This is a genomic window from Streptomyces sp. CB02261 (assembly GCF_001905665.1).
Taxonomy (GTDB): Bacteria; Actinomycetota; Actinomycetes; order Streptomycetales; family Streptomycetaceae; genus Streptomyces.
In genome coordinates this window covers 724,175-748,615 of the sequence record NZ_LIVX01000001.1, presented here as the reverse complement: position 1 = coordinate 748,615, position 24,441 = coordinate 724,175, and the positions used below count along the sequence as shown (strand labels likewise).

Sequence of the window (24,441 nt, the reverse complement as noted above, 5' to 3'; positions counted from 1 at the left end):
GATGGACACGTCGCTGATCCTCGGCGCGGTGGCCCTGGTCGTCGTGGCCTGGCTCGCCGCCTGCGCCGAGGCGGGACTCGCCCGTGTCTCCAGCTTCCGCGCCGCCGAGGCCGTGCGGTCCGGCCGCCGCGGGGCGGCCAAGCTGGCCCAGGTCGCCTCCGACCCGACCCGCTATCTCAACGTGGCGCTGCTCGTGCGCGTCGCCTGCGAGATGGCGGCCGGCGTCCTCGTCACGTACGCCTGCCTCGAAGCCTTCCCGGAGACCTGGGAGGCGCTGCTCATCGCCATCGCCGTCATGGTCCTCGTCTCGTACGTGGCCGTCGGCGTCTCCCCGCGGACCATCGGCCGCCAGCACCCGCTGAACACCGCGACGGCCGCCGCGTACGTGCTGCTTCCGCTGGCCCGGATCATGGGGCCGATCCCTCAGCTGCTCATCCTCATCGGCAACGCGCTGACCCCCGGCAAGGGTTTCCGGAAGGGCCCCTTCGCCTCCGAGGCGGAGCTGCGGGCCATGGTGGACCTCGCGGAGCAGGAGTCGCTGATCGAGGACGAGGAGCGCCGGATGGTGCACTCCGTCTTCGAGCTGGGCGACACGCTCGTGCGGGAGGTGATGGTGCCCCGGACCGACCTGATCTGCATCGAGCGGTTCAAGACGATCCGTCAGGCCCTCACGCTCGCGCTGCGTTCCGGTTTCTCCCGGATCCCGGTCACCGGCGAGAACGAGGACGACATCGTCGGCATCGTGTACCTCAAGGACCTGGTCCGCAGGACGCACATCAACCGGGACGCCGAGGGCGACCTGGTGTCCACCGCGATGCGGTCCGCCGCCTTCGTGCCCGACACCAAGAACGCCGGCGACCTGCTGCGCGAGATGCAGCAGGAGCGGAACCACGTCGCCGTCGTCATCGACGAGTACGGCGGCACGGCCGGGATCGTCACCATCGAGGACATCCTGGAGGAGATCGTCGGCGAGATCACCGACGAGTACGACCGCGAGCTGCCGCCGGTGACGGAACTCGGCGAGGACCGTCACCGGGTCACCGCGCGCCTCGACATCGGGGATCTGGGCGAGCTGTACGGCCTGGGCCCCGACGAGTACGACGACGAGGACGTGGAGACCGTCGGCGGGCTGCTCGCGAAGGCCCTGGGCAGGGTGCCGATCGCGGGCGCGAAGGCCGTGGTGAAGCTGCCGGACGGGCGGGCGCTGCGGCTGACGGCCGAGTCCCCGGCCGGCCGGCGGAACAAGATCGTCACCGTTCTCGTGGAGCCGCTGGAGCTGGAGGAGAAGGCGGAATGACCCCCGACGAGCTGCGGGCCTTCTGTCTCGACTTCAACGACGCGACGGAGGAGTTCCCGTTCGGCCCGGAGACCTCGGTCTTCAAGGTCGCCGGGAAGCTGTTCGCGCTGTCGGCGCTCGACGCCGAGCCGCTGAAGGTCAACCTCAAGTGCGACCCGGACGAGGCGGTACGGCTCCGTGAGGAGCACCCGGCGATCGTTCCCGGCTACCACATGAGCAAGCGGCACTGGAACACGGTGACCGTCGGAGAGCTCCCGGACCCGATGGTCCGGGAGCTCGTCGAGGACTCGTACGACCTCGTCGTCGCCGGTCTTCCCAAGGCGGTGCGGCTCCGCCTCGACCGCCCCTGACTCAGGAGCGCCGCCGCAGGCCGAGCCCGACGAGGAGCGCCGTGCCGAGGACGATCGCCGCGTCCAGGGCGAGCACCGTGCGGACACCCCCGAACAGGTCCCCGCCCGTGGTCGCGAGCACCCCGAGCAGCGGGATGCCGACGGTGAGGCCCACCTGCTGGGTGGTGGTGACGAGGCCGGTCGCCAGGCCCTGCTCCTCGTCGGGGACACCGGAGGTGACGGTCAGTCCGTACGAGATGATCGCGCCGAGGTGGCACATGGAGGCCAGCGAGACGAGCACGGCCGCCAGGAGCGCGCCGGACTCCTCGCCCACGCCGAGCAGCCCGGCCGTGAGCAGGCCCTGTCCGGCGAGCGAGCCGACGAGGGTGCGGCGGGCACCGATCCGGCCGATGACCTTCGGGGCGTACAGGCCCGCGAGGACCGACGCCGCACCCTGCACGCCGAAGACGAGGCCGGTCACGAAGGCCGACATTCCCAGGGTCTCCTGGAGGTACAGGGTGAGGACGAAGACGACCGTTGACATCATCGAGAAGGTGACCAGACCGCCCAGGTTGCCGAAGGCGACCGTGCCGCGCCTCAGCATCGGCAGCGAGACCAGCGGCGCCGCGTGCCGGGACTCGACCCGGACGAACACCGCGAGCAACAGGACGCCCGCCACCAGGGTGACCAGGACGTCCGTGCCGCCGAAGCCGCGGTCGGCCGCCGTCGTCAGGGCGTAGATCAGGGCGAGCAGACCACCGGTGACGGTCACCGCGCCGGGCACGTCGAGCCGGGGCCGCGCGGGGACGGCGGCGCCGCCGGTCCCCTCGGACGCGGGGAGCAGGCCCGGGGCGAGCGGCAGCACGACCGCGCTGAAGAGGGCGAGCAGACCCATGGTGGAGCGCCAGCCGAGGGTGTCGGTCATGACACCGCCGAGGATCATGCCGACGGTGAAGCCGAGCGAGAGCAGCGTGCCGGAGATGCCCAGCGCCCGGTCCCGCAGCGGCCCTTCGGGGAACGCGGTGGTCAGCAGGGACATGCCGGTGGGCACGATCGCGGCGGCGCCGACGCCCTGCAGGGCACGTCCGGCGAGGAAGGCGGCCGGGTTCCAGGCGAAGGTGGCGAGCAGCGAGGCCACGCCGAAGAGGGCGAGCCCGGCGAGGAACAGCTTCTTGCGTCCGTAGAGGTCGCCGACGCGGCCGAAGAGGAGCAGGAACCCGCCGGCGGGCAGCGCGAAGGCGGTGACGGCCCACTGGAGGGCGGACCGGCCGAAGCCGAGGTCGGCGCCGAGGACCGGCAGTGCCACGTTCAGTACGGAGAAGTCGAGCGCGACCATGAACTGGGCGGCGCACAGCACGAAGAGGATGAGCCGGGTGCGGCCGGTGAGGGCCGGGGGAGCGGCCGGGGCGGCGGGGTCGGCTGAGGGAGGGGTGAGGGTTGCCATGCCCCCACCCTCGGCGCGCGGGAACAAGGCTGGGGAGCGGGAACTTATCCTGTTGGTCGTACCACCAGGCATCCAGGGGGAGGAAGCACACGTGGCCACCGCTCTCGAGAGCACCACCGCGAAGCAGCACCGACTCGGGGAGCTGCGTGAGTTCCTGATGAGCCGTCGGGCCCGGGTGAGCCCGGCCGAGGCCGGGCTCCCGGACGGTGGCACACGGCGCCGCACGCCGGGGCTGCGCCGGGAGGAGGTCGCGGTCCTCGCGGGCGTCGGGGTCTCCTGGTACCAGTGGCTGGAGCAGGGCCGGGACATCACGGTCTCGCCGCAGGTGCTCGACTCGGTGGCGCGGGTGCTGCGGCTGAGCCCGGCGGAACGGCGCCATCTGTACGTCCTGGCGGCGCTGAACCCGCCGGCCCTGGAGGCGGCTCCGGAGGACCGGGACATGTGCGAGGGGCTGCGGCGCCTCATCGACGCGTGGATGCCGTTCCCGGCGCACATCATGGACGTGTACTGGAACACGGTCCTGTACAACGACGCGGCGGCGATCGTCCTCGGGATGCGGCCGGAGATCTCGCAGAACTGCCTGGTGGACTTCTTCACCGACCCGCTCTACCGCTCGCGGATGGGCCACTGGGAGGAGCTGGCGCCGAAGGTCGTCGCGCAGTTCCGTTCGGCGTGCTCGGAGTGCCCGGACGACGAGGGGTTCCGGGCGGTGGTCGAGGAGGCCAAGGCGCTGAGCCCGGAGTTCGCCGAACTGTGGGAGCGGCGGGACATCCTGCCGGGCGGCCAGAACCGCAAGGAGATGGAGCATCCGCTGGTCGGCACGCTGGTCGTCGAGGCGACCCAGCTGAGGGTCCCGGCCCGGCCGGACCTGGTGATCGTGATGCACACGCCGCTGCCGGAGGCCGACACGGCGGCCAAGTTGGAGTGGCTGGTGTCTCCCGAGGGACGCCGGGGGGCGATGTACCCGGTCGCGGGCTGAACCGGCCGACACCCGTCGGCACCGAGGCCGACACCGGGATGTCAGAGGAGCCGTATATCCTCCGAGCCGCCGGTCCCGCCCCGTGGGCGGACGGCTCTCTGCTCATCTCACACCCTCAAGAGGCTTCCTCACCATGCGTACTCGCTTCAGCCGCGGCCTGGCCGCCGCCCTCGCCGTCTCCGCGCTCTCGCTGACCGCCGCGTGCGGCGGCGGTTCCGACGACAAGGCCGGCAGCGCCGAGAAGGGCACCGAGGCCACCGGGAAGACCTCCGCCCCGCCGGCCGCCACCCCGCTGACCGCCGCTCAGATGAAGGCCGGGGTGCTGGAGCTCAAGGACCTGCCCTCGGGCTGGAAGGCGAGCAAGGCCGAGCCGGACACCACCACCTACAAGGCCGACAACGAGGCCTGCAAGCCGATCGCGACCCTCATGGACGACAAGGTCGCCGGGGCCACCATCGGCGGCTCCGTGGACTTCGAGCGAGGCAACTCCGAGTCGCTGCTCAGCCAGCAGGTCATGACCTTCCCGGGCACCGGCGCCGCCGACTACGCCACCGCCATCGGCACCGCCCTCGGCACCTGCAAGGGGTTCTCCGCCGAGATGGAGGGCATGAAGATGAAGATCACGGTGGAGAAGCTCACCGCCCCGCAGGGCACCGAGCAGGCGCACGCCTTCCGGATCAAGATGAACATCGCGGACCTCGGCATGAACGTCGAGTCCAACATGCTGGTCGCCTCCCAGGGCACCGGCCTGACCCGCTTCGCCCACGTCCCGGCCGACGCCACCGGTCACAAGGACTTCGACGGCTTCGCCAAGCTCGCCGCGGAGAAGTTCGCCAAGGCTGCCCAGGGCTGACCCGACGCCCCGGCCTATGCTCAGGGGCATGACACTCAGCAGCGAGCACGGCGACCTCGGCGCCGAGGACCTCAAGATCATCACCCTGGCGCGCAGCGCCCGCGCCCGAAACGGTGTGCCCGAGGGCGCGGCCGTACGGGACGAGACCGGACGCACCTATGTCGCCGGCACCGTGGAGCTGGAGTCGCTCAAGCTGAGCGCGCTGCGGACCGCGGTCGCGATGGCGGTGGCCAGCGGCGCCCAGTCCCTGGAGGCGGCGGCCGTCGTCTCGAACGCCGGGGCCGCCACGGACGAGGACCGCGCGGCGGTACGGGACCTCGGCGGCCCCGAGACCCCGGTGCTGCTCGCGGGCCCCGACGGGCAGCTGCGGGCGGCCGTCACCGCCGGCTGAGCCGCGCACGCGGGACGAGGGCCCGGCGCCACGGCGCCGGGCCCTCGCGCGTTCGCTGAGGATCACCGCATCTTCTCTTGCCTTCCCCGGTCGTCTGCGTCTCAATGAACTGCGGTTCGCCCGACGGACCGTCAGATCTTCGCGTTCACGCAGTGTCCGCACCCCCTGCGTCCGTCATCGGAAGGGGTACGAACTCGCCATGAGAAGCAGAAGCACCTTGAGGACCGTCGCGGTCCTCGCCGGAGGGCTCGCCGCCACCGGACTCGCCTTCGCACCGACGGCCGCCGCCGTCTCGCCCGGGTCGGCCACGGCGACGTACGACTGCGGCAGTTGGGGCGGCGGCACCGCCACCCTCGCCGCGACCCAGAGCGGCACGGCCGCGACCGTCACCGTCACCTCGGCCGTCACGACGCCGATCGCGGTCGGCGCGGACCAGATCAACGCCACGCTGACGATGGCCAAGGCGGGTGGCGGCACCCGGGTCTTCACCGGCAAGAAGAACCCGCCGCTCGCCGGCGGCGGCTCCGTCGTCATCGGTCCGCTGAGCGGGACCGTGGCCTCGGGCGACAGCCTCAACTCGTACTTCGCGGGTGTCGCCCTCAAGATGGTGATCTTCGGGATCACGGTGAACTGTGACGCGGTGACCTCCCAGTCGCCGGGCCCCTTCGTCTTCAGCTGAGCCCTGTCCCAGCCCTGACCGGTGTCGCCGTCGGCGACACCGGTCCCCGTCGTGACCTGGGGAGATGTCAGCCTGTGGCGATCCTGACACTATCTGATGGGTCATCAGTCGATGTCTCTCGCCTGCATTGACTTCTCTCCGCCCGCAGCCGTCAATGGCGCCCACTCTCATCCCTCAGGAGGGGGCACATCCATGGCACTCACCCGATCCCGGGCGGCGGCCCGAAGACGGCGCTGGACCGCCGTCCTCGGCGCCACCGCCCTCGCGGTCGCCGGCGGCGGCGCGCTCGCCGCCCCGGCCGGCGCGACCAGCACCTCCGCGGAGGTGCAGTTCCCCACGCGCTGCGTCCCGCCCCCGATCGCCGGCATCCCGGCCATCGAGGGCACCACGACCGCCAAGATCTCGGCCGACAAGACCAGCCCCAAGGTCGGCGACACCGTGACCGTCACCTACACGATCACCAAGCCCGCCGCGTCCAACCCCGTCGACCTCGCACTCCCGGCCGACATCATGACGCCCAGCGGCAAGGTCGTCCTCGGCGGCGCCCAGACCGGCGCGATCAGCGTCACGGGCCCCAGGAAGAACCCGCCGGTCCCCGGCAAGGGCTCCTTCCCGGCCTTCTCCATGACCGGCACCTTCAAGGTCACCCAGGCCGGATCGATCACCCTCTCGCCCGGTGACTACAACATCCACACCAGCTACCTCATGGAGCTCGACACCCCCTGTACGGTGCTCAACCCGCCCGCCCCTGTCTCCGAGACGGTCACCGCGAGCCCCGTGACCAGCCCGAACACCCGAGCGCTCCAGCTCGACACCACCTCCGGCGCCCCCGGCGTCCGGGTGACGGTCAGCGGCTCCCGGTTCAGCCCGCTCACCGAGGTCACCGTCGCCGGCCGCGCCGGCGCGGCGGAGACCGCCGACCGGATGACCGTCACCACCGACAGCGAGGGCTCCTTCGCCGCCCGCCTCAAGGTCAACGACAAGGCGACCACCGGCATCGTGGCGTACGAGGGCACGAGCTGGAACGCCGACAAGGGCGCCGGGCCCGCCGCGTACACCGTCGTCGACGACACCCCGCAGCCACCGGACAGCCAGAAGATCACCGCGGCCGTCACGGCGGGCGAACTGTCCATGACCCAGGCCGGGGACGCCGTCCAACTGTCCTCCGTCGACTTCGGCCGGGGCGGCGCCGCCACCGGCGACCTCAACACGGTGACGGTCAAGGACTTCCGCGGCGGCCCCGCGGGCTGGTCCCTCACCGGCAAGGTCACCGACTTCACCGGCCCCGGCGGCTCCATCGGCGCCGGGAACCTCAGCTGGACCCCCTCCTGCACCGCCACCGAGGGCAGCCCCAGCACCTGCGCGGCCGGTTCGTCCGGCCCCGTCGGCAGCGGCGGCGCGACCCTCGCCTCCACCCCGAACGGCGCCCTCACCGGCGGCGAGTTCACCGTCGGCGCCGGGCTCTCCCTCGACGTCCCGGCGTTCACCGCGCCCGGCTCGTACGCGGGCGTCCTGACCCTGACCCTGTCCTGACCACCGGCGGGCCGGGCGCGCACCCGCCCAGCCCGCTCCCATCCGCACCCCGGGGGTCCGCACCCGTGCGCCGTACGCCGTACGTCCTCCTCCTGAGCACCCTCCTCGCCGTCCTGGGCCTCGCACCGGGCGCGCGGGCCGCCGAGAACGGCGAATGGGCCGTCTACCCGGCCGCCGCCCACCTGGGCAGTCGCCCCTACTTCTTCCTCTCCGCCGACCCCGGCACCACCCTCACCGACCGGGTCACCGTCGCCAACAAGACCTCCGCCCCCCTGACCTTCCGGCTCTACGGCGCCGACGCCTACAACACCGACCGGGACGGCGGCTTCGCCGTCCGCACCCAGCACGAGAAGCAGACCGGCGCCGGCGCCTGGATCCGACCCCGACAGACGCGGATCACCGTCCCCGCCCGCTCCGCCGTCACCGTCCCGTACACCCTGACCGTCCCCGCCGACGCCGACCCCGGCGACCACCCCGGCGCTCTCGTCGCCCTCGACGAGCGCGTCAGCCCCGGCGGGAAGGGCGCCGTCGCCGTCGGCGTCCAGCGCGCCGTCGCCGCCCGCCTCTACCTCCGGGTCGGCGGGCCGACCGTCCCCGCCCTCGCCGTCGAGGACGTCACCCTCGACCAGGACCGGCCGCTGATCCCCGGCACCCGCGCGAGCAGCGCCGTCCTCGCGTACACCCTGCACAACCGCGGCAACGTCACGCTCCACCCCAAGGTCGCCCTCCGCGCCGAAGGCCTCTTCGGCCGCACCCTCCTCGCGCGCGACCTCGCGAAGGTGCCGGCCGAGCTGCTGCCCCGCCAGAAGATCCGGCTCACCGAGCGGTGGACCGGCTCCCCTCAGTTCGACCGGGGTGACATCACCCTCACCGCCACCGCCGAGGACGTCCGCGAGACCGGGTCGGTGTCCTTCCTCGCCCTGCCCTGGCTCGCCACCACGGCCCTGCTCGCGGGCGGCGCGGCGGGCGTCCTCGGCCTGCGGATACGGAGGCGCCGGACGACCCGTACGGGACCGGGGGCGCACGCAGGTACGTGAGGCGGGCGCTCATCGGGGACAATGGCCCCCATGAGCGCTCGCAACCAAGAAACCGAAGCCGTCCACCGGGCCGGCTTCGCCTGCTTCGTCGGCCGCCCCAACGCGGGCAAGTCCACCCTCACGAACGCTCTGGTCGGCCAGAAGGTGGCCATCACCTCGAACCGGCCGCAGACCACCCGGCACACCGTCCGGGGCATCGTGCACCGTCCGGAGGCCCAGCTGATCCTGGTGGACACCCCCGGCCTCCACAAGCCGCGCACCCTCCTCGGCGAGCGGCTCAACGACGTCGTGCGCACCACCTGGGCCGAGGTCGACGTCATCGGCTTCTGCCTGCCCGCCGACCAGAAGCTCGGACCCGGCGACAAGTTCATCGCCAAGGAACTCGCCGGGATCAAGAAGACCCCCAAGGTCGCGATCATCACCAAGACCGACCTGGTCGACTCCAAGACGCTCGCCGAACAGCTCATCGCCGTCGACCAGCTCGGCAAGGAGCTGGGCTTCGAGTGGGCGCAGATCGTCCCCGTCTCGGCCGTCGGCAACAAGCAGGTCCAGCTCGTCGCCGACCTCCTCGTCCCGCTGCTCCCCGAGTCCCCGCCGCTCTACCCGGAGGGCGACCTCACGGACGAGCCGGAGCAGGTCATGGTCGCGGAACTGATCCGCGAGGCCGCGCTCGAAGGCGTACGGGACGAGCTGCCGCACTCGATCGCGGTGGTCGTCGAGGAGATGATCCCGCGCGAGAACCGCCCGGCGGACCGACCGCTGCTCGACATCCACGCCAACGTCTACATCGAGCGCCCCAGCCAGAAGGGCATCATCATCGGCCCCAAGGGCAGCCGCCTGAAGGAGGTCGGCATGAAGTCCCGCAAGCACATCGAAGCCCTGCTCGGCACGCCCGTCTTCCTCGACCTCCACGTGAAGGTCGCGAAGGACTGGCAGCGCGACCCCAAGCAGCTGCGGAAGCTGGGCTTCTAGGGAACCCGCCACCGTCCGGCCGGAGGCCGGCGCGGCCGTCCGAAGCCCGTGAGGCCCCCTGGGGCCGTGGGGTGCGAGGTCGGCGGTGGGGAGGGGTCCCCAAGCAGCTGCGGAAGCTGGGCTTCTAGAGACGCGGGCGGGAAGCGGCGCGGACCCTACGCGCCTTCCTTGAGGACCCTCGTGATGAGGGTCCTCTGTTCTTCCGTGAGGCGCGGGTCGTCGCAGTGGACCGTCCGGCCGTCGATGGTGATCTCGTACGAGAAGCCGTCCGGTACGCCCCGGCTCCCCTCGCCGGCGGCCTCGTCGCCGCCGTCGAGGACCGCCTCGGCCAGGGTGTGCCAGTCGCCGGCGTCCGGTCGGCCGGAGGTGTCCACCTCCGCCGACCGCTCGATGCCCGCGAAACCGCCCGTGCGTCGCACTCGAATCCGCATGGGGCCCTGTCTACCAGGGGTTCAGTCGGTGGGCACCCCCACCGCCGCCCAGCCCTTCAGGACGGCCTGGGTCTCCTCCCCCTCGCCGAACCGCGCCCGCGCCGCCGCGACCGTGGCCGCCGCGAACTCGGAGAAGCGGGCGTCCGGGGTGAGCGTGCCGCCGGTCATCACGTCGTACCAGATCCGCCCGGCCCGGTCCCAGGCGTTCCCGCCGAGCTCGGTCGCGACCACGTAGAAGGCGTGGTTGGGGATGCCGGAGTTGATGTGCACGCCGCCGTTGTCGCGGCCGGTGCGGACGTAGTCGTCCATGTGGGCGGGCTGCGGGTCCTTGCCGAGGACGTCGTCGTCGTACGCGGTGCCCGGGGCCTTCATGGAGCGCAGCGCCGTCCCCTCCACGTTCGGGTGGAAGAGGCCCTCGCCGATGAGCCAGTCGGCCTGATCGGCGCTCTGGCCGCGCGCGTACTGCTTCACCAGCGAGCCGAAGACGTCGGACACGGACTCGTTGAGGGCGCCCGACTGGCTGAAGTACTCCAGGTTCGCGGAGTACTGGGTGAAGCCGTGGGCCAGCTCGTGGCCGATGACGTCCACCGGCAGGGTGAAGTCGAGGAAGATCTCGTCGTCGCCGTCCCCGAACACCATCTGCTCGCCGTTCCAGAAGGCGTTGCCGTAGTTCCGGTCGTAGTGGACGGAGGCGTGCAGCGGCAGCCCGGCGCCGTCGATGGAGTCGTGCTCGAAGGCGTTCAGGAAGAGGTCGAAGGTGGCGCCCAGACCCTCGTACGCCCGGTTGACGGTGGCGTCCCCGGTCGCTTCCTCGCCCTCGGCGCGGACCCGCTCGCCCGGCAGGTCCGTCCCGTGCCCGCAGTCGTAGACGGTGCGGTGCGGGCGGCCGGCCTCGGCGGGCGCGAGCGTGGGCGTGGCGCCGGGCAGCGGCAGGACCCGGAACGTACGGGCCGCGGCGTCCGCGATGAGGGTGCGGCGGGCGGCGGCGGCGATGGCCGGGTTCGAGGAGTGCGCCAGGTGCTCCAGGAGGTGCGGGGGGACGATCGAGCAGAAGACAGGCGAGTGCGGAGTCATGCCCGCAATGTGGCACTGCGTGAGCGTGCTGTCACGGCTTGCGACGAGGATTGGCGAAATGGAGTGATGCGTCACTGTTCGGGCTTGACGTCACGGCCGTCCCGCATACTGGAACGGGACATCCGCTCCATCGTCCCTCGGCTAAGCTGCGGCACATCATGCGTTTCGGGCTGCTTCTCCTTAGCTGCCGCGGCGAGGGCCTGTAGTCGTAGGCCGACCCCCTCCCCGCGGGACCTGGTGTTGCGTTCGACAGTCGGCCGTCCTTCTTGACGCTGGACCCGAGGAGCCCAACGCAATGTCTCAGTCCCCCTTCGTCGGTCGCCCCACGCCCGTCACCAACGCGACGCAGCTGCAGAAGCCGTCCGGGATGCCGATCCACAAGTACGGCCGTTACGAGGCCGTCCACATCCCCGACCGCACCTGGCCGGAGCAGCGGATCACCAAGGCCCCCCGCTGGCTGTCCACCGACCTGCGCGACGGCAACCAGGCGCTGATCGACCCGATGTCCCCGGCCCGCAAGCGCGAGATGTTCGACCTGCTCGTCCGCATGGGCTACAAGGAGATCGAGGTCGGCTTCCCCTCCTCCGGCGAGACGGACTTCGCCTTCGTGCGCTCCATCATCGAAGAGGGCGCCATCCCGGACGACGTCACCATCTCCGTACTGACCCAGGCCCGCGAGGACCTGATCGAGCGGACCGTGGAGTCCCTGGTCGGCGCGAAGCGCGCCACCGTCCACCTGTACAACGCGACCGCGCCCACCTTCCGCCGGGTCGTCTTCCGCGGCTCGAAGGAGCAGATCAAGCAGATCGCCGTGGACGGCACCCGCCTGGTCATGGAGTACGCGGAGAAGCTGCTGGACGACCGCACGGTCTTCGGCTACCAGTACAGCCCCGAGATCTTCACCGACACCGAGCTGGACTTCGCCCTGGAGGTCTGCGAGGCGGTCTGCGACGTCTGGCAGCCCGGTCCCGGCCGCGAGATCATCCTCAACCTGCCCGCCACCGTGGAGCGTTCGACGCCGTCCACGCACGCGGACCGGTTCGAGTGGATGTCCCGGAACCTGACCCGGCGCGAGCACATCTGCCTGTCGGTCCACCCGCACAACGACCGCGGTACGGCCGTGGCCGCGGCCGAGCTGGCCGTCATGGCCGGCGCGGACCGCATCGAGGGCTGCCTGTTCGGCCAGGGCGAGCGCACCGGCAACGTCGACCTGGTGACCCTGGGCATGAACCTGTTCAGCCAGGGCGTCGACCCGCAGATCGACTTCTCGCAGATCGACGAGATCCGGCGGACCAGCGAGTACTGCAACCAGATGGAGGTCCACCCGCGCCACCCCTACGCGGGCGACCTGGTCTACACCGCCTTCTCCGGCTCCCACCAGGACGCCATCAAGAAGGGCTTCGACGCCATGGAGGCCGACGCGGCCGCCGCCGGCAAGACCGTCGACGACATCGAGTGGGCGGTGCCGTACCTGCCCATCGACCCGAAGGACGTCGGCCGCTCCTACGAGGCCGTCATCCGGGTCAACTCGCAGTCCGGCAAGGGCGGCATCGCGTACGTCCTGAAGAACGACCACAAGCTGGACCTGCCCCGCCGGATGCAGATCGAGTTCTCGAAGATCATCCAGCAGAAGACGGACACCGAGGGCGGCGAGGTCACGCCGGCCGCGATCTGGGCCGTCTTCCAGGACGAGTACCTGCCCAACCCGGACAACGCCTGGGGACGCATCCAGCTGCGCTCCGGCCAGTCCACCTCGGACACCGACGGCACGGACACCCTGACCGTCGAGGCGGTCGTGGACGGCGCCGACACGGTCCTGACGGGTTCCGGCAACGGTCCGATCTCGGCGTTCTTCGACGCGCTGCAGTCGATCGGCGTGGACGCCCGCCTGCTGGACTACCAGGAGCACACCATGAGCGAGGGCGCCTCCGCGCAGGCCGCCTCGTACATCGAGTGCGCCATCGACGGCCAGGTCCTGTGGGGCATCGGCATCGACGCCAACACGACCCGCGCCTCCCTGAAGGCCGTCATCTCGGCGGTCAACCGCTCCGCGCGCTGACGCACCAGCCCCGCTGCCCCGCACCTCGCCGAGAGCTGCGGGGCAGCGGCGTCTCCCGCCACGGCCCGGATCGCCCTCCCCTCCGCCACCCCGGAGGGTGATCTCGCGGCGACCGGTTCGGCCATCGGGCCCGGCGCGATCGGTGCCGCGGCGGCCGCCGTCCGCGTCGGCGAAGGCTTCCTGGCCTTCGCAAAGCGCCGCCGCCGGGCCTCCTGAGCCGTGACGTGTCTCGGCCATCTCCGGGGCGAAGTCACGACGGGGTGCTGACGCCACATCAAGGATGTGGCTAACATCACGCCAACGCCGGCAGTGCAGCCGGGCCGTTGAGGAGGTGCGTATGCGGTCTGCCCGGAATACACGGGGTGGAAAAGTGGGCGTCTGCGGAATCCGCACCTCCTGGAACACCGTCGGAGACGGAGAGTTCTTCTGCGAGGAGTGCGGCGGCGACCGGAACTACCGGCGGCGCACCGGCCGCCGCAGGTTCGCCGTCCTGGGCGTCCCGGTCCTGCCCCGGGGCTGTACGGGCCCCGTCGTCGAGTGCGCGGCCTGCCACACGCACTTCGGTACGGAGGTGCTCGACCACCCGACGACGAGCCGTTTCTCCGCGATGCTCCGCGACGCCGTCCACACCGTCGCCCTGGCCGTGCTCGCGGCCGGCGGCACGGACTCCCGTGAGGTCGTCGACCGGGCCGTGAGCGCGGTGCGGTCCGCCGGCTTCGCCGAGTGCACGGCCGTCCAGCTCGTCGACCTCGTCGAGGCCCTGGAGGCCGACACCGGACGCTTCATGCCCGAGGTGAACCCCGAAGGGGCGCTCCTCGCGATCGAGCTGCACGAGGCCCTGGAGCCGCTCACCCCGCACCTGGCGGCCGCGGGCCGGGAGTCGATCCTGCTCCAGGCCGCCCGGATCGCCCTCGCCGACGGCGCCTACAGCCCGGCGGAGCGGGAGGTCCTGGGAACCGTGGGGAACGCGCTCGCCCTCGCCCCCGACGACACCGTCCGGCTGCTCGCCTCGGCGCGGACGGTGCCGTAGAGCCGGGTCACGGCACGATGTTCTGGTTGAGCCGGAACACGTTGCCGGGGTCGTACCGGCGCTTCACGTCCCGCAGCCGGTCCCAGTTCTGGCGGTAGTTGACCCGCACCCGGTCCTGGTCGTCGGTGTCCATGAAGTTGACGTACCCGCCCTCCTGGGTGTGCGGGCGCAGGGCCCTGTCGTAGGCGCGCGTCCAGGCGATGTTCCGCTCCGTGTCCGCCGCGTCGGTCCAGGTGCCGCCGAAGGAGTGCGAGAAGCGGGCGTCCCGGTAGGCGAACGCGGTCTCCTGCGGGCCCACCCGGTGGCAGGCCCCGTCGATCGGGAAGATCGCCGTGTCGGACTCCAGGGACGGCATCGTCGCGCCGAACTCCATGTGCGCCGCGATCGCGCCGTCCGAGAGGTCCCGGCTGAAGTTGCCCTTCCAGTAGTGGAAGAGCCCCGGGGGCAGCTGTTCGTCGAAGAACGTGTTGATCGCCGGGTACGGCATCCGCTCCATGAACCGGCCGATCACCGGGCCGAGCCCGTCCAGGAGCGCGAGGACCTTCCCGTCCTCCGCCTCCGGGCCGCTGAAGCAGGTGAACGCGGCGCAGATCGGGCGGCCGTGCCACCGCTCCGGCAGGAACGGTTCCTCGGGGCCGAGCGCCAGGACCAGGATCGAGTTCAGCTCCTCGGGCGCCGCCGAGACCATCTCCTGCCAGGAGCGGGCCACCCCCGCGTCGAGCGGATAGCAGCTCAGACCGCCGAAGACGTCCGCGACCGGATGCAGCCGGAACGCGAGCGAGGTGGCCACCCCGAAGTTGCCGCCGCCGCCCCGCAGCGCCCAGAACAGGTCCGGATGCCGCTCCGCGTCACAGGAGACCAGTGCGCCCTCGGCGGTCACCACGTCGGCCGCGACCAGGTTGTCGCAGCTCAGACCGCAGCGGCGGGAGAGGTGGCCCATGCCGCCGCCGAGCGTCAGACCGCCGACACCGGTCGTGGAGATCACCCCGCCGGTGGTGGCGAGCCCGAACACGTGGGTGGCGTGGTTGAAGTCGCCCCAGGTGGCGCCGCCCTCCGCCCGCGCGACGCGGGCCTCCGGGTCGACCCGGACGCCCCGCATCCGGGACAGGTCGACGACGAGACCGTCGTCCACGGTGCCGAACCCGGCCACGGCATGGGAACCGCCGCGCACGGCCAGCGGCAGGTCGTGCTCCCGGGCGTACAGCACCGCCGCGATCACGTCGGCGGAGTCCACGGCGTGGACCACGACGGCGGGGCGGCGGTCGTGCAGGGCGTTGTAGACCCGGCGGGACACGTCGTACGACGGGTCTCCGGGGGTCACGACGGTGCCGCGCACGGCACCGCGAAGCGTGTCCAGGGGGTGGGTGGGAGTGGTCATGGTTCCGGTGTAGCCCCGGCGGCCCGGCGGGCACATCGCCCGAACCACCCATGGTGGGGCGGGGGGCGCGCATGGGCCGTTCGGACCAGAGCGGTGGACGCCGGGACGCCGGTCAGACCAGGCCGTGCGCGTACGCGGAGGCCGTGGCGGCCGCGCGGGAGCCGACGCCCAGCTTGGCGAAGATGTTGTTCAGATGGCGGGCCACCGTGTGTTCGCTGATCACCAGGGTGCGGGCGATGTCCTTGTTCGTCCCGCCCGTGGCGACGAGCCGCAGCACCTCCGCCTCCCGCGCGGTCAGCCCGCCGGGCAGTCGCCGCGACCCGCTGGAGAGCAGCGCCGCCGCGCGCCGGGCGTCCGGCACCGCCCCGAGGCGCTCGAACACGGCCCGAGCGGTGCCCAGCTCCAGCCGGGCGCCCTCCTGGTCGCCCACCGCGCGGTCGGCCGCCGCGAGCAGCATCCGTACCTGCGCGGCCTCGTACGGCACCCGGAGCTCCAGCCACCCGGCGAGCGCCCGCCGCAGCAGACGCGGCGCGTCATGGCTCCGCTCGGCCAGGGCCACCGCGCCGAGCGCCGTGTCGGCGAGGGCCCGCAGCAGCGGTACGTCCCCGGCCAGGGCGTCCAGCTCGGCGGCCGCGTCCGCCGCCCCCGGTACGTCGCGGACCGCGAGGGCCACCTCGGCGCGGGCGGCGAGCAGGCGGGCCCGGCCCAGGAGGTCGTGCTGCGGGTCGCCGCGACAGGCCAGGGCCAGGTCGATGCCCGCGACCGCCGCGTCGGCCCGGCCCTGTGCGAGGCGCAGCAGGGCGAGGCCCGGCTGCGGGAGCCGGCCGAGTTCGTGCGCGTGCCCGTACGAGACGGCGGCGGCGTCGAGGCGGCCCTGGCGCCGCTGGATGTCTCCGGCGGCGTAGTACGCGGCGGCGGCCGACTCCAGGCAGTCCACCGGCACCTCCCGGCAGGCCTGCCGGGCCTCCGCCTCCGCGAGCGCCCAGACCCCGAGGAGGTCGAGCACCTCGACCCGGTGGGCCCGGCAGACACCCCGGAACGGGTTCTCGCCCGAGGGCACGGCCATGGGGAGCCGCCCGGGCCCGGAGGCCTCGGCGGCGCCTGTCGGCTCCGTACGGGTCCCGGCGGCGCCTCTCGGCTCCGTACGGGTTCCGGCGGTGCCCGCCGGCTCCGTAAGGGCCCCTGCGGCGGCCGTCGGTCCCGTACCGGCCGACGGGCCGTCCACCGTCCGGGTACGGGCCGTCGGGCCGTCCTTCGCCTTCGGGCGCGCGTCGTCCGCCGGCGGGTGGAGCGGCCAGGGCGGGGCGCACCACTCCATCGCCGCGTTCGTCCACTCCACCGCCCGGCCGAAGTCGGCCGCCTCCATGCACTGGGTCAGGGCCAGGCAGTACAGCCAGCCCGTGAACATGCCGCTCAGCTCGCCCGCCGACACCGCGCACATCGCGTCGTCGAGGAGCGCGACGGCCTCGGTCCTGCGGCCGGCCGCGAAGAGGACGCGGGACTCGGCCTGGCGGCTGAGGGCGAGGAGGTCGGGGCTCCCGGAGCCGAGGGCGAGGCCGGTCATCCGGCGGGCCGCGGCCAGGGCGGCCTCGCGGTCGCCGTGCGCCTGGGCCTCCTCGGCGTCGCTCCACGCCAGGAAGCACTGCTCGGGGCAGTCCGGCAGGCCCTCCAGATGGTGCCGGGCCCGGTGGAGCCAGCCGGCGGCCGCCGCGGGGCGCCCGAGGCCCAGGTACTCGTAGTGCAACCACCAGGAGGCGAGCCCCGCGCCCCGGTGGTCACCGGCCGCGAGAAAGGCGGCGTGCGCCCTGAGCCGGGCGGTGACGGACTCGTCGACGTGCCCCGACCACCAGGCGGCGTCGGCGAGGACGGAGAGGTCGTCGGCGGTCAGACCGCGCGAGGGGTGCAGGTCGTGGGCGTGCAGCAGCGCGTACGCCTCGGCCCAGGACTCCCGGCCCGCCGCGTCCCTCGCGCGCTCGACGACGTCGGGGCCGGAGGCCTCGGTGGCACCGAAGGTCCCCGTGGCCCCTGAGGTCCCGGCGGCTCGGGTGGCCTCGGAAGCCCCGGCCGCTCGGGTGGCCTCGGCGGCTCCCGCGGTTCCGGCGGCGGTGGGACGGGGGTGGATCGTGGGTGCGGACATGGCTCTCGCCTCTTCCCGGTCCTCTCAGAGTAGGACCGGGAAGAGGCGGGGGCTCGCCCGCGGGGGTGTCAGTCGATCGCGCCGCTCGCGCGCAGCATGTCCTCGCGCTCGACGATCTTCACGCGCTCGCGGCCCTGCGGCTCGCCGAGCGCCTTCTCTGCGGCGTCCAGGGCGTACCAGCCCTCCCACGTCGTGTACGTGAGGCCCTTGCCCTCCAGGAAGGACACGACCGCGTCCTCCTCCGGGGCGTCGGGCGTCAGCAGGCGCCCGTGGGCGAAGTCCTCCAGGAGGTTCTTCACGGTCTCGTTGGCGTCGCCCTTGGTGTGGCCGATGAGGCCGACGGGGCCGCGCCGGATCCAGCCGGTGACGTAGGTGGAGGCCATGTGCTCGCCGGTCTCCTCGATCACCCGGCCGCCCTCGTCGGGCACGGTGCCGGTCGTGGTGTCCCAGGGGAGCTTGGGCAGCTCGTCGGAGAGGTAGCCGACGGCGCGGTAGACGGCCTGGACGTCCCAGTCCGTGGTCGCGCCGGTGCCCTTGACGTTCCCGGTGCCGTCCAGCTCGGTGCGCTCGGTGCGCAGGCCGACGACCCGGCCGTCCTCGCCGAGGATCTCGACGGGGGACTCGAAGAAGTGCAGGAAGAGCTTGTGCGGGCGGTCGCCGATGTCGCGGATCGCCCAGTTCTCCAGGGTCTTGGCGACCATGTCGGTCTGCTTGTTCTTGCGGCGCTCGGCGATCGAGCCGTCGTCGTAGTCGATGTCCTCGGGGTTGACGATGACCTCGATGGTGGGGGAGTGGTCCAGCTCGCGCAGCTCCATGGGGCTGAACTTGGCCTGGGCCGGGCCGCGGCGTCCGAAGACGTGGATCTCCAGGGCCTTGTTGGCCTTGAGGCCCTCGTAGACGTTCGCCGGGATCTCGGTCGGCAGCAGTTCGTCGCCGGTCTTGGCGAGGATGCGGGCGATGTCGAGGGCCACGTTGCCGACGCCGAGGACGGCGACCTTCTCCGCTTCGAGCGGCCAGGTGCGCGGGACGTCCGGGTGGCCGTCGTACCAGGAGGCGAAGTCGGCGGCGCCGTACGAGCCGTCGAGGTCGACGCCCTTGATGTCCAGCGGGCGGTCGGCCATGGCGCCGGTCGAGAAGACGACCGCGTCGTAGAAGGCGCGCAGGTCGTCGAGGTGCACGTCGGTGCCGTAGTCGATGTTGCCGAACAGGCGGACCTGCGGCTTGTCGAGGACCTGGTGGAGGGCGGTGATGATGCCCTTGATGCGCGGGTGGTCGGGGGCGACGCCGTAGCGGATGAGGCCGAAGGGGGCGGGCATCCGCTCGAAGAGGTCGATGGACACACCCGGCTCGGCGGCGGCCTCGGACTTCAGCAGCGCATCGGCGGCGTAGATTCCGGCGGGGCCGGCGCCGACGATCGCGACCCGGAGGGGGCGGGGCATGACTGGGTTCCCTTCGCAAGCGACGTGGCGGCGAAGCCGCCGACACTTAGGTCACCCTAAATAACGCCGTGCCCGGAGTGGTACCCGCCCCCGGTCTATGGCCTCATAAGGCGGACTTATGAGTTCCATAAGTTGTCCTGTGGCAGCTCACGTCGGTTCGTCGAAGGCGCCGATGAAGACCGCGACCACCGTGGCGACGACCCCGGCGGCGGGCAGCAGACCGAGGCCGAGGACGAGCAGCGCCATGAAGGTCTCCAGGATCCGCCGACCCCGCGGCAGGAGGGGCACCACCCGCCCGGGGTCGCGCGGGTCGTACGCGGCTTCGATGCTCCACGCCTGCACCGAGTGGCGCACGGTACGGACCACACCGCCGGGGTCCGGGTACACGTACTGGCCCCGCTCGCCGCGCAGTCGTACCGCCGGGGTCCGGACGCCGTGCTTCCGCAGATGGTGCTCCTCGAACGGCCCGTACAGCAGCCAGACGCCGAGCGCCAGCACCGGAATCGCGAAGAAGGCGAACATCAGGATCCCCATCACGGCGACCCATGTCCCCGTGACGCCCACCAGCACACACAGGCCGACGGTCACCAGAGCCGCGTAGAGGGCGCCGCGCCTGATCCCGCGCAGCCACCTCCGGTAGCTCGGCTGGTACAGGCGCTCGCCCGTGACGAGGTCCGCGCCCGCGACCGCGGCCGTCCGCTCCGGCAGGGCGCCGTTCACGGCCTCGGCGAAGGCGACGGCGGCGGCCTCGTCCACGTCCCACACCCGGTGCACGTGCACCGTGACCGCGTCGGGTGCGGAGGTCAGCTCGATCGTGACGGTCCGCCCCTCGGTGACGACCCGGGCGACGGCCTCCAGCGGGATGCACGTCTCCTCGTGCGGACGCCGCACGAGCAGCGCCCGGCCCTCGGTCTTCACGACGGTGTCCTTGCCGCCCTGGAGGGCCGGTATCGGTGCGGTGATCGACATGGCCGGATCCTAGGCGAGGGGGACGCCCCCGGTCACCGGGTCGCCGCATTCCCGGAAAGCCGCGGTACTCCTCGCATTTCCGCGTGGCGCGAACACCGTACGCACCCCGGTCGAATTCGCCGCTCGAACAGCCCCGTGTATCCGCCGAACCGGTCCGACGTATCAGCCGAACGCGAACACCCGTGCGTTCCGTTCGTTTTCCCGGCAGGGGATCAACCCGCCCGTGCGGGAACGTACTTGCCCGACCTGCGCATCTGCCGATTCTACGGATCCGGACCCGCCCCGGGGAGGCGAAGCCGGAAATGGATTCAGAAAGGCATACGTTGGTGAAGGAAGACATCATGAAGACGACCACGGGGGAACTCGAAGCCGCATACGAGGCAGTGACGGAATTGCGCGATCCCTTCACGAGGGCGGGAATCACACCCCCCTCGTCCGGGCCCGACGCCGCCACCCTCGCCGGGAACCCTCCGAGGCCGCTCGTCGAACTGGGACGCTGCACGGCGGAAACGGCACGGCTGATCGCCGCCCCACCGCCGGGTGAGGAGAGTGGGCCGTGACACTGCCCATCGGGTCGTACGTCGTGGAGATCCGCACGGGACGGGTCGGAAGAGTGATGGGACACGAGGGGCCGTACATCCAGATCCGCCCGCTCGGCGGCGGACGGGAGTGGGACGTGGAGCCCGACGGCGTCCGCGAGGCGACCACGTCCGAGCGACTGAGCGCCGCCACGGCCCACGTCAACGCCCGGAGCCGGGGCGAGGTGCCCTGAACCTCCTCCCGCACCGGAGCCGGGGCGAAGCGCCCCGAGTCCGGTCGGTGGCCGGCCCGCCCCCGCCGTACGGGAGAATGGGCCCATGAGCCTGTTCCGCGACGACGGCATCGTGCTGCGCACCCAGAAGCTGGGTGAAGCGGACCGCATCATCACCCTCCTCACCCGCGGTCACGGACGCGTACGCGCCGTGGCCCGGGGCGTCCGGCGCACCAAGTCCAAGTTCGGCGCACGGCTCGAACCCTTCTCCCACGTCGACGTCCAGTTCTTCGCCCGGGGGAGCGAACTGATCGGCCGAGGCCTGCCGCTCTGCACCCAGAGCGAGACCATCGCCCCCTACGGCGGCGGGATCGTCACCGACTACGCCCGCTACACCGCCGGCACCGCCATGCTGGAGACGGCCGAGCGCTTCACCGACCACGAGGGCGAGCCCGCCGTCCAGCAGTACCTGCTGCTCGTGGGCGGTCTGCGGACCCTCGCCCGCGGCGAGCACGCCCCCCATCTGATCCTCGACGCCTTCCTCCTCCGCTCCCTCGCGGTGAACGGCTACGCGCCCAGCTTCGACGACTGCGCGAAGTGCGGGATCCACGGGCCCAACCGCTTCTTCTCGGTCGCCGCGGGCGGGGTCATCTGCGGCGACTGCCGGGTCCCCGGAAGCGTCGTACCCTCAGCGGAGGCCATCGGCCTGCTCAGCGCGCTGCTCACCGGCGACTGGGCGACGGCGGACGCGTGCGAGCCGCGTCACGTCAGGGAGGGCAGCGGACTCGTATCCGCCTATCTGCACTGGCACCTGGAGCGCGGCCTGCGCTCGCTGCGGTACGTAGAGAAGAACTAGGAGACACCACGCCATGGCCATCGCACGACTCCTCGGGCGCCAGCGACGGGAGTACACGACCCCCGAGCCCCACCCGTCCGGGGCCCGCCCGCCGAAGCTCCAGCCCGAGTTCGTCCCGGAGCACGTCGCGATCGTCATGGACGGCAACGGCCGCTGGGCCAAGGAGCGCGGCCTGCCCCGCACCGAGGGGCACAAGGTCGGCGCCGAGCAGGTGCTCGACGTGCTCCAGGGCGCGATCGAGATGGGCGTCGGCTCGATCTCGCTGTACGCCTTCTCCACCGAGAACTGGAAGCGCTCGCCCGAGGAGGTGCGCTTCCTGATGAACTTCAACCGCGACTTCATCCGCAAGTCCCGCGACCAGCTCGACGAGCTCGGCGTGCGGGTGCGCTGGGTCGGCCGGATGCCCAAGCTGTGGAAGTCCGTGGCCAAGGAGCTCCAGATCGCGCAGGAGCAGACCAAGGACAACACCAGGCTCACCCTGTACTTCTGCATGAACTACGGCGGCCGCGCGGAACTCACCGACGCGGCGCAGGCCCTGGCGGAGGACGTGAAGGCGGGCCGGCTCGACCCGGCGAAGATCACCGAGAAGACCATCCAGAAGTACCTGTACTACCCGGACATGCCGGACGTGGACCTCTTCCTGCGGCCCAGCGGCGAGCAGCGCACCTCCAACTACCTGATCTGGCAGAGCGCGTACGCCGAGATGGTCTTCCAGGACGTGCTGTGGCCGGACTTCGACCGCCGCGACCTGTGGCGCGCGTGCGTCGAGTACGCCCAGCGCGACCGGCGCTTCGGCGGCGTCGACCCGGCCGACCTGGCCGTCCTCGACAAGGCCTGAGCCGGTGGCCGCGGGGGAGCGGGTGGAGCTCGTCTACTCGGCCGAGTTCGCCGAGGTGAACGAGGCGGTACGGGTGCGGCTGCGGGCCACCGTCTGGTGGCGGCTGCTGCGCTGGGCGGGCCGGGCGGCCGCTGTGCTGGCCCTCATGGCCGCGGGAGTCGTGCTGTTCCTGCCGAAGGACCCGGAACCGGCGACGGCCGTCGGCATGGTCGCCCTCGGTGCGCTGGCCGTGGGCGCGGCCGAGCTGGTGCCCTGGGGGACCGCGTACAGCCTCTTCCGGCTGGTCGGCTCCCAGGGGGAGGCCCGGGCGGTCGTGGACGAGGACGGCGGGCGGTGGACGTCACGGGACACCGACACGACGATCCGCTGGGCGCTGCTGTCCCGGTACACGGAGACGCCCCGGCTCTTCGTCCTGTTCACGGACCGCACGTCCGGCACCGGCCTCGCGTACCTGCCCAAGCGCGGGCTCGCTGCGCCCGGTGACGCGGACCGGCTGCGGGCGATCCTGGACCGGAACACCAGCAGGGTCTGAGACGTACGAGAAGGGCCCGCCGGATTCTCCCGGCGGGCCCTTCTCGTATGTCAGGTCACTTCACGGCGCACTCCGCGCACGTGCCGAAGATCTCGACCGTGTGCGCCACGTTCACGAAGCCGTGCTCCGAGGCGATCGTCTCCGCCCACTGCTCCACCATCGGGCCCTCCACCTCGACGGCCTTGCCGCAGAGGCGGCAGACCAGATGGTGGTGGTGGTCGCCGGTCGAGCAGCGGCGGTACACCGTCTCGCCGTCGCTCGTGCGCAGCGCGTCGACCTCGCCCGCGTCCGCGAGGGACTGGAGCGTGCGGTAGACGGTGGTCAGACCGACCGAGTCGCCGCGGTGCTTCAGCATGTCGTGCAGCTCCTGGGCGCTGCGGAACTCGTCCACCTCGTTCAGCGCCGCCGACACGGCGGCCCGCTGCTTGGTCGAGCGCCCTCGTACGGGGGGTCCTGCCGTCACCACGGGGGCCTCCTTGGATGCTTGTCTGCCCCCGCCATTCTGCCAGTCCCCCGTGTCACTCCGGTCTGACCGGATCAAAGCCTCACGTCGTCCGTGGGTCGCCGGGTCACGGGGACCGGCGCGTCGCAGCTCTCCGCGCCCGCCTCGGCGGCCCGCGCCCGCCGTTTCGCGAGCGGCGTGGCCAGGAGGGTGAGGAGGACGAAGATTCCGATCGCGTACAGCACGATCGTCGCGCCGGGCGGCACGTCCTGGTAGTACGAGGTGACCGTGCCGGCCAGGGTGACCGTGATGCCGGTCGCCACCGCGAGGACGAACGTCGTCCGGAAGGACTTCGACAGCTGCTGGGCCGCGGCCACCGGCACCACCATGAGCGCGCTGACGAGCAGCAGGCCGACGACCCGCATGGCGACCGTGACGGTCACCGCGGCCGTGACGGCGATCAGGAGGTTCAGGGCGCGCACCGGGAGGCCGGTGACCCGGGCGAACTCCTCGTCCTGGCTGACCGCGAAGAGCTGGCGGCGCAGGCCGACCGTGACGAGGACCACGAAGGCGGCGAGGACGCCGATCGCGGTGAGGTCCTCGGCCGAGACCGTGGAGAGCGAGCCGAAGAGGTACGAGCTCAGGTTGGCGTTGGAGCCCGTCGGCGACAGGTTGATCAGCAGGACGCCGCCCGCCATGCCGCCGTAGAAGAGCAGTGCGAGCGCGAGGTCGCCGCGGGTCTTGCCGTACGCCCGGATCAGCTCCATCGCGACCGAGCCGGCGACGGCGACGGCGGTCGCCATCCAGACCGGGCTGGAGTTCAGCAGGAAGCCGAGGCCGACACCGGTCATGGCGACATGGCCGATGCCGTCGCCCATGAGCGCCTGGCGGCGCTGGACGAGGTAGATGCCGACGGCGGGGGCGGTGATGCCGACGAGCACGGCGGCGAGGAGCGCGCGCTGCATGAAGGGGAGCTGGAGGATTTCCATGA

The 24,441-nt window shown here is 72.1% G+C and carries 24 protein-coding genes; 15 read left to right on the top strand and 9 right to left on the bottom strand.

What is annotated here, in order from left to right:
- The first annotated feature begins 1 nt into the window (after position 1).
- Entirely contained in the window at positions 2 to 1,297 is a 1,296-nt protein-coding gene (locus AMK29_RS03440; protein ID WP_073807228.1) for a hemolysin family protein, read from the top strand.
- Positions 1,294 to 1,647, top strand: a complete 354-nt coding sequence (locus tag AMK29_RS03435; RefSeq protein WP_073807226.1) for an MmcQ/YjbR family DNA-binding protein — start codon at positions 1,294 to 1,296, stop codon at positions 1,645 to 1,647. The genes AMK29_RS03440 and AMK29_RS03435 overlap by 4 nt, the downstream gene beginning before the upstream one ends.
- A gap of 1 nt (position 1,648) precedes the next feature.
- On the opposite strand, the gene AMK29_RS03430 is transcribed toward AMK29_RS03435, so the two are convergent.
- Positions 1,649 to 3,070, bottom strand: coding sequence for an MFS transporter (locus tag AMK29_RS03430; protein ID WP_073807223.1), 1,422 nt, complete (start codon positions 3,068 to 3,070; stop codon positions 1,649 to 1,651).
- Positions 3,071 to 3,227: 157 nt separating this feature from the next.
- Here AMK29_RS03430 and AMK29_RS03425 point away from each other — a divergent pair, with 157 nt between their 5' ends.
- The 7 genes from AMK29_RS03425 (at position 3,228) to era (ending at position 9,514) form a co-directional block, all read left to right on the top strand.
- The gene (locus tag AMK29_RS03425) at positions 3,228 to 4,049 is read left to right on the top strand and encodes a helix-turn-helix transcriptional regulator (RefSeq protein ID WP_284711941.1); all 822 of its coding nucleotides are present in this window, start codon (positions 3,228 to 3,230) and stop codon (positions 4,047 to 4,049) included.
- 133 nt (positions 4,050 to 4,182) lie between these two features.
- A complete protein-coding gene (locus tag AMK29_RS03420) occupies positions 4,183 to 4,902 on the top strand; it encodes a hypothetical protein (protein WP_073807219.1) in 720 nt (239 codons plus the stop codon).
- A gap of 28 nt (positions 4,903 to 4,930) precedes the next feature.
- A complete protein-coding gene (locus AMK29_RS03415) occupies positions 4,931 to 5,293 on the top strand; it encodes a cytidine deaminase (protein WP_073808244.1) in 363 nt (120 codons plus the stop codon).
- 199 nt (positions 5,294 to 5,492) lie between these two features.
- Complete coding sequence (locus AMK29_RS03410; RefSeq protein WP_073807217.1) at positions 5,493 to 5,972, top strand: hypothetical protein; 480 nt, start codon at positions 5,493 to 5,495, stop codon at positions 5,970 to 5,972.
- 192 nt (positions 5,973 to 6,164) lie between these two features.
- Positions 6,165 to 7,505 carry a beta-xylosidase gene (locus AMK29_RS03405; RefSeq protein ID WP_073807215.1) on the top strand — a complete coding sequence of 447 codons (1,341 nt, stop codon included), beginning with the start codon at positions 6,165 to 6,167 and terminating at the stop codon, positions 7,503 to 7,505.
- A gap of 65 nt (positions 7,506 to 7,570) precedes the next feature.
- Positions 7,571 to 8,542, top strand: coding sequence for a WxL protein peptidoglycan domain-containing protein (locus tag AMK29_RS03400; protein ID WP_073807212.1), 972 nt, complete (start codon positions 7,571 to 7,573; stop codon positions 8,540 to 8,542).
- A 21-nt stretch (positions 8,543 to 8,563) separates the two neighbouring features.
- Complete coding sequence (gene era, locus AMK29_RS03395; protein ID WP_374420164.1) at positions 8,564 to 9,514, top strand: GTPase Era; 951 nt, start codon at positions 8,564 to 8,566, stop codon at positions 9,512 to 9,514.
- Between the two features lie 155 nt (positions 9,515 to 9,669).
- Here the strand turns inward: era and AMK29_RS03390 are convergent, their stop codons facing one another.
- Together AMK29_RS03390 and AMK29_RS03385 are read right to left on the bottom strand one after the other, a co-directional pair.
- Positions 9,670 to 9,945: a protealysin inhibitor emfourin gene (locus AMK29_RS03390; protein ID WP_073807210.1), complete on the bottom strand. Its 276-nt coding sequence runs from the start codon at positions 9,943 to 9,945 to the stop codon at positions 9,670 to 9,672.
- 21 nt (positions 9,946 to 9,966) lie between these two features.
- On the bottom strand, positions 9,967 to 11,019 hold the full coding sequence (locus AMK29_RS03385) for a M4 family metallopeptidase (protein WP_073807206.1): 1,053 nt from the start codon (positions 11,017 to 11,019) through the stop codon (positions 9,967 to 9,969).
- A 295-nt stretch (positions 11,020 to 11,314) separates the two neighbouring features.
- Between AMK29_RS03385 and leuA the strand changes: the two genes are divergently transcribed.
- Together leuA and AMK29_RS03375 are read left to right on the top strand one after the other, a co-directional pair.
- Positions 11,315 to 13,078: a 2-isopropylmalate synthase gene (leuA, locus tag AMK29_RS03380; RefSeq protein WP_073807202.1), complete on the top strand. Its 1,764-nt coding sequence runs from the start codon at positions 11,315 to 11,317 to the stop codon at positions 13,076 to 13,078.
- Positions 13,079 to 13,415: 337 nt separating this feature from the next.
- Positions 13,416 to 14,108: a TerB family tellurite resistance protein gene (locus AMK29_RS03375; RefSeq protein ID WP_073807199.1), complete on the top strand. Its 693-nt coding sequence runs from the start codon at positions 13,416 to 13,418 to the stop codon at positions 14,106 to 14,108.
- A gap of 7 nt (positions 14,109 to 14,115) precedes the next feature.
- Here AMK29_RS03375 and AMK29_RS03370 read toward each other — a convergent pair whose 3' ends face one another.
- The 4 genes from AMK29_RS03370 to AMK29_RS36295 form a co-directional block, all read right to left on the bottom strand.
- Entirely contained in the window at positions 14,116 to 15,486 is a 1,371-nt protein-coding gene (locus AMK29_RS03370) for an FAD-binding oxidoreductase (protein WP_073807197.1), read from the bottom strand.
- Positions 15,487 to 15,598: 112 nt separating this feature from the next.
- Positions 15,599 to 17,623, bottom strand: a complete 2,025-nt coding sequence (locus AMK29_RS03365) for a LuxR family transcriptional regulator (protein WP_079196732.1) — start codon at positions 17,621 to 17,623, stop codon at positions 15,599 to 15,601.
- A gap of 68 nt (positions 17,624 to 17,691) precedes the next feature.
- Positions 17,692 to 19,062 carry an FAD-dependent oxidoreductase gene (locus AMK29_RS03360; RefSeq protein WP_073807194.1) on the bottom strand — a complete coding sequence of 457 codons (1,371 nt, stop codon included), beginning with the start codon at positions 19,060 to 19,062 and terminating at the stop codon, positions 17,692 to 17,694.
- Positions 19,063 to 19,209: 147 nt separating this feature from the next.
- Positions 19,210 to 20,031 carry a hypothetical protein gene (locus tag AMK29_RS36295; protein WP_073807192.1) on the bottom strand — a complete coding sequence of 274 codons (822 nt, stop codon included), beginning with the start codon at positions 20,029 to 20,031 and terminating at the stop codon, positions 19,210 to 19,212.
- A gap of 556 nt (positions 20,032 to 20,587) precedes the next feature.
- Here AMK29_RS36295 and AMK29_RS03345 point away from each other — a divergent pair.
- The 4 genes from AMK29_RS03345 (at position 20,588) to AMK29_RS03330 (ending at position 23,008) form a co-directional block, all read left to right on the top strand.
- Positions 20,588 to 20,803 carry a hypothetical protein gene (locus tag AMK29_RS03345; RefSeq protein WP_073807187.1) on the top strand — a complete coding sequence of 72 codons (216 nt, stop codon included), beginning with the start codon at positions 20,588 to 20,590 and terminating at the stop codon, positions 20,801 to 20,803.
- 85 nt (positions 20,804 to 20,888) lie between these two features.
- Positions 20,889 to 21,638, top strand: coding sequence for a DNA repair protein RecO (gene recO / locus AMK29_RS03340; RefSeq protein WP_073807184.1), 750 nt, complete (start codon positions 20,889 to 20,891; stop codon positions 21,636 to 21,638).
- Between the two features lie 13 nt (positions 21,639 to 21,651).
- Positions 21,652 to 22,476, top strand: a complete 825-nt coding sequence (locus tag AMK29_RS03335; RefSeq protein WP_073807181.1) for an isoprenyl transferase — start codon at positions 21,652 to 21,654, stop codon at positions 22,474 to 22,476.
- Between the two features lie 4 nt (positions 22,477 to 22,480).
- A complete protein-coding gene (locus AMK29_RS03330; protein ID WP_073807179.1) occupies positions 22,481 to 23,008 on the top strand; it encodes a YcxB family protein in 528 nt (175 codons plus the stop codon).
- Positions 23,009 to 23,063: 55 nt separating this feature from the next.
- Here AMK29_RS03330 and AMK29_RS03325 read toward each other — a convergent pair whose 3' ends face one another.
- A complete protein-coding gene (locus AMK29_RS03325) occupies positions 23,064 to 23,474 on the bottom strand; it encodes a Fur family transcriptional regulator (RefSeq protein WP_073807176.1) in 411 nt (136 codons plus the stop codon).
- Positions 23,475 to 23,545: 71 nt separating this feature from the next.
- The gene (locus AMK29_RS03320) at positions 23,546 to 24,439 is read right to left on the bottom strand and encodes a metal ABC transporter permease (protein WP_073807173.1); all 894 of its coding nucleotides are present in this window, start codon (positions 24,437 to 24,439) and stop codon (positions 23,546 to 23,548) included.
- Between the last annotated feature and the right edge of the window lie 2 nt (positions 24,440 to 24,441).

Coding starts and splice junctions, on each gene's coding strand:
- leuA (WP_073807202.1), top strand. CDS start 11,315: ATGTCTCAGTCCCCCTTCGTCGGTCGCCCCACGCCCGTCACCAACGCG.
- AMK29_RS03390 (WP_073807210.1), bottom strand. CDS start 9,945: ATGCGGATTCGAGTGCGACGCACGGGCGGTTTCGCGGGCATCGAGCGG.
- AMK29_RS36295 (WP_073807192.1), bottom strand. CDS start 20,031: ATGTCGATCACCGCACCGATACCGGCCCTCCAGGGCGGCAAGGACACC.
- AMK29_RS03420 (WP_073807219.1), top strand. CDS start 4,183: ATGCGTACTCGCTTCAGCCGCGGCCTGGCCGCCGCCCTCGCCGTCTCC.
- AMK29_RS03405 (WP_073807215.1), top strand. CDS start 6,165: ATGGCACTCACCCGATCCCGGGCGGCGGCCCGAAGACGGCGCTGGACC.
- AMK29_RS03440 (WP_073807228.1), top strand. CDS start 2: ATGGACACGTCGCTGATCCTCGGCGCGGTGGCCCTGGTCGTCGTGGCC.
- AMK29_RS03365 (WP_079196732.1), bottom strand. CDS start 17,623: ATGTCCGCACCCACGATCCACCCCCGTCCCACCGCCGCCGGAACCGCG.
- AMK29_RS03385 (WP_073807206.1), bottom strand. CDS start 11,019: ATGACTCCGCACTCGCCTGTCTTCTGCTCGATCGTCCCCCCGCACCTC.
- AMK29_RS03360 (WP_073807194.1), bottom strand. CDS start 19,062: ATGCCCCGCCCCCTCCGGGTCGCGATCGTCGGCGCCGGCCCCGCCGGA.
- AMK29_RS03415 (WP_073808244.1), top strand. CDS start 4,931: ATGACACTCAGCAGCGAGCACGGCGACCTCGGCGCCGAGGACCTCAAG.
- AMK29_RS03335 (WP_073807181.1), top strand. CDS start 21,652: ATGGCCATCGCACGACTCCTCGGGCGCCAGCGACGGGAGTACACGACC.
- AMK29_RS03375 (WP_073807199.1), top strand. CDS start 13,416: ATGCGGTCTGCCCGGAATACACGGGGTGGAAAAGTGGGCGTCTGCGGA.
- recO (WP_073807184.1), top strand. CDS start 20,889: ATGAGCCTGTTCCGCGACGACGGCATCGTGCTGCGCACCCAGAAGCTG.
- AMK29_RS03425 (WP_284711941.1), top strand. CDS start 3,228: ATGAGCCGTCGGGCCCGGGTGAGCCCGGCCGAGGCCGGGCTCCCGGAC.
- era (WP_374420164.1), top strand. CDS start 8,564: ATGGCCCCCATGAGCGCTCGCAACCAAGAAACCGAAGCCGTCCACCGG.
- AMK29_RS03410 (WP_073807217.1), top strand. CDS start 5,493: ATGAGAAGCAGAAGCACCTTGAGGACCGTCGCGGTCCTCGCCGGAGGG.
- AMK29_RS03370 (WP_073807197.1), bottom strand. CDS start 15,486: ATGACCACTCCCACCCACCCCCTGGACACGCTTCGCGGTGCCGTGCGC.
- AMK29_RS03430 (WP_073807223.1), bottom strand. CDS start 3,070: ATGGCAACCCTCACCCCTCCCTCAGCCGACCCCGCCGCCCCGGCCGCT.
- AMK29_RS03320 (WP_073807173.1), bottom strand. CDS start 24,439: ATGGAAATCCTCCAGCTCCCCTTCATGCAGCGCGCGCTCCTCGCCGCC.
- AMK29_RS03435 (WP_073807226.1), top strand. CDS start 1,294: ATGACCCCCGACGAGCTGCGGGCCTTCTGTCTCGACTTCAACGACGCG.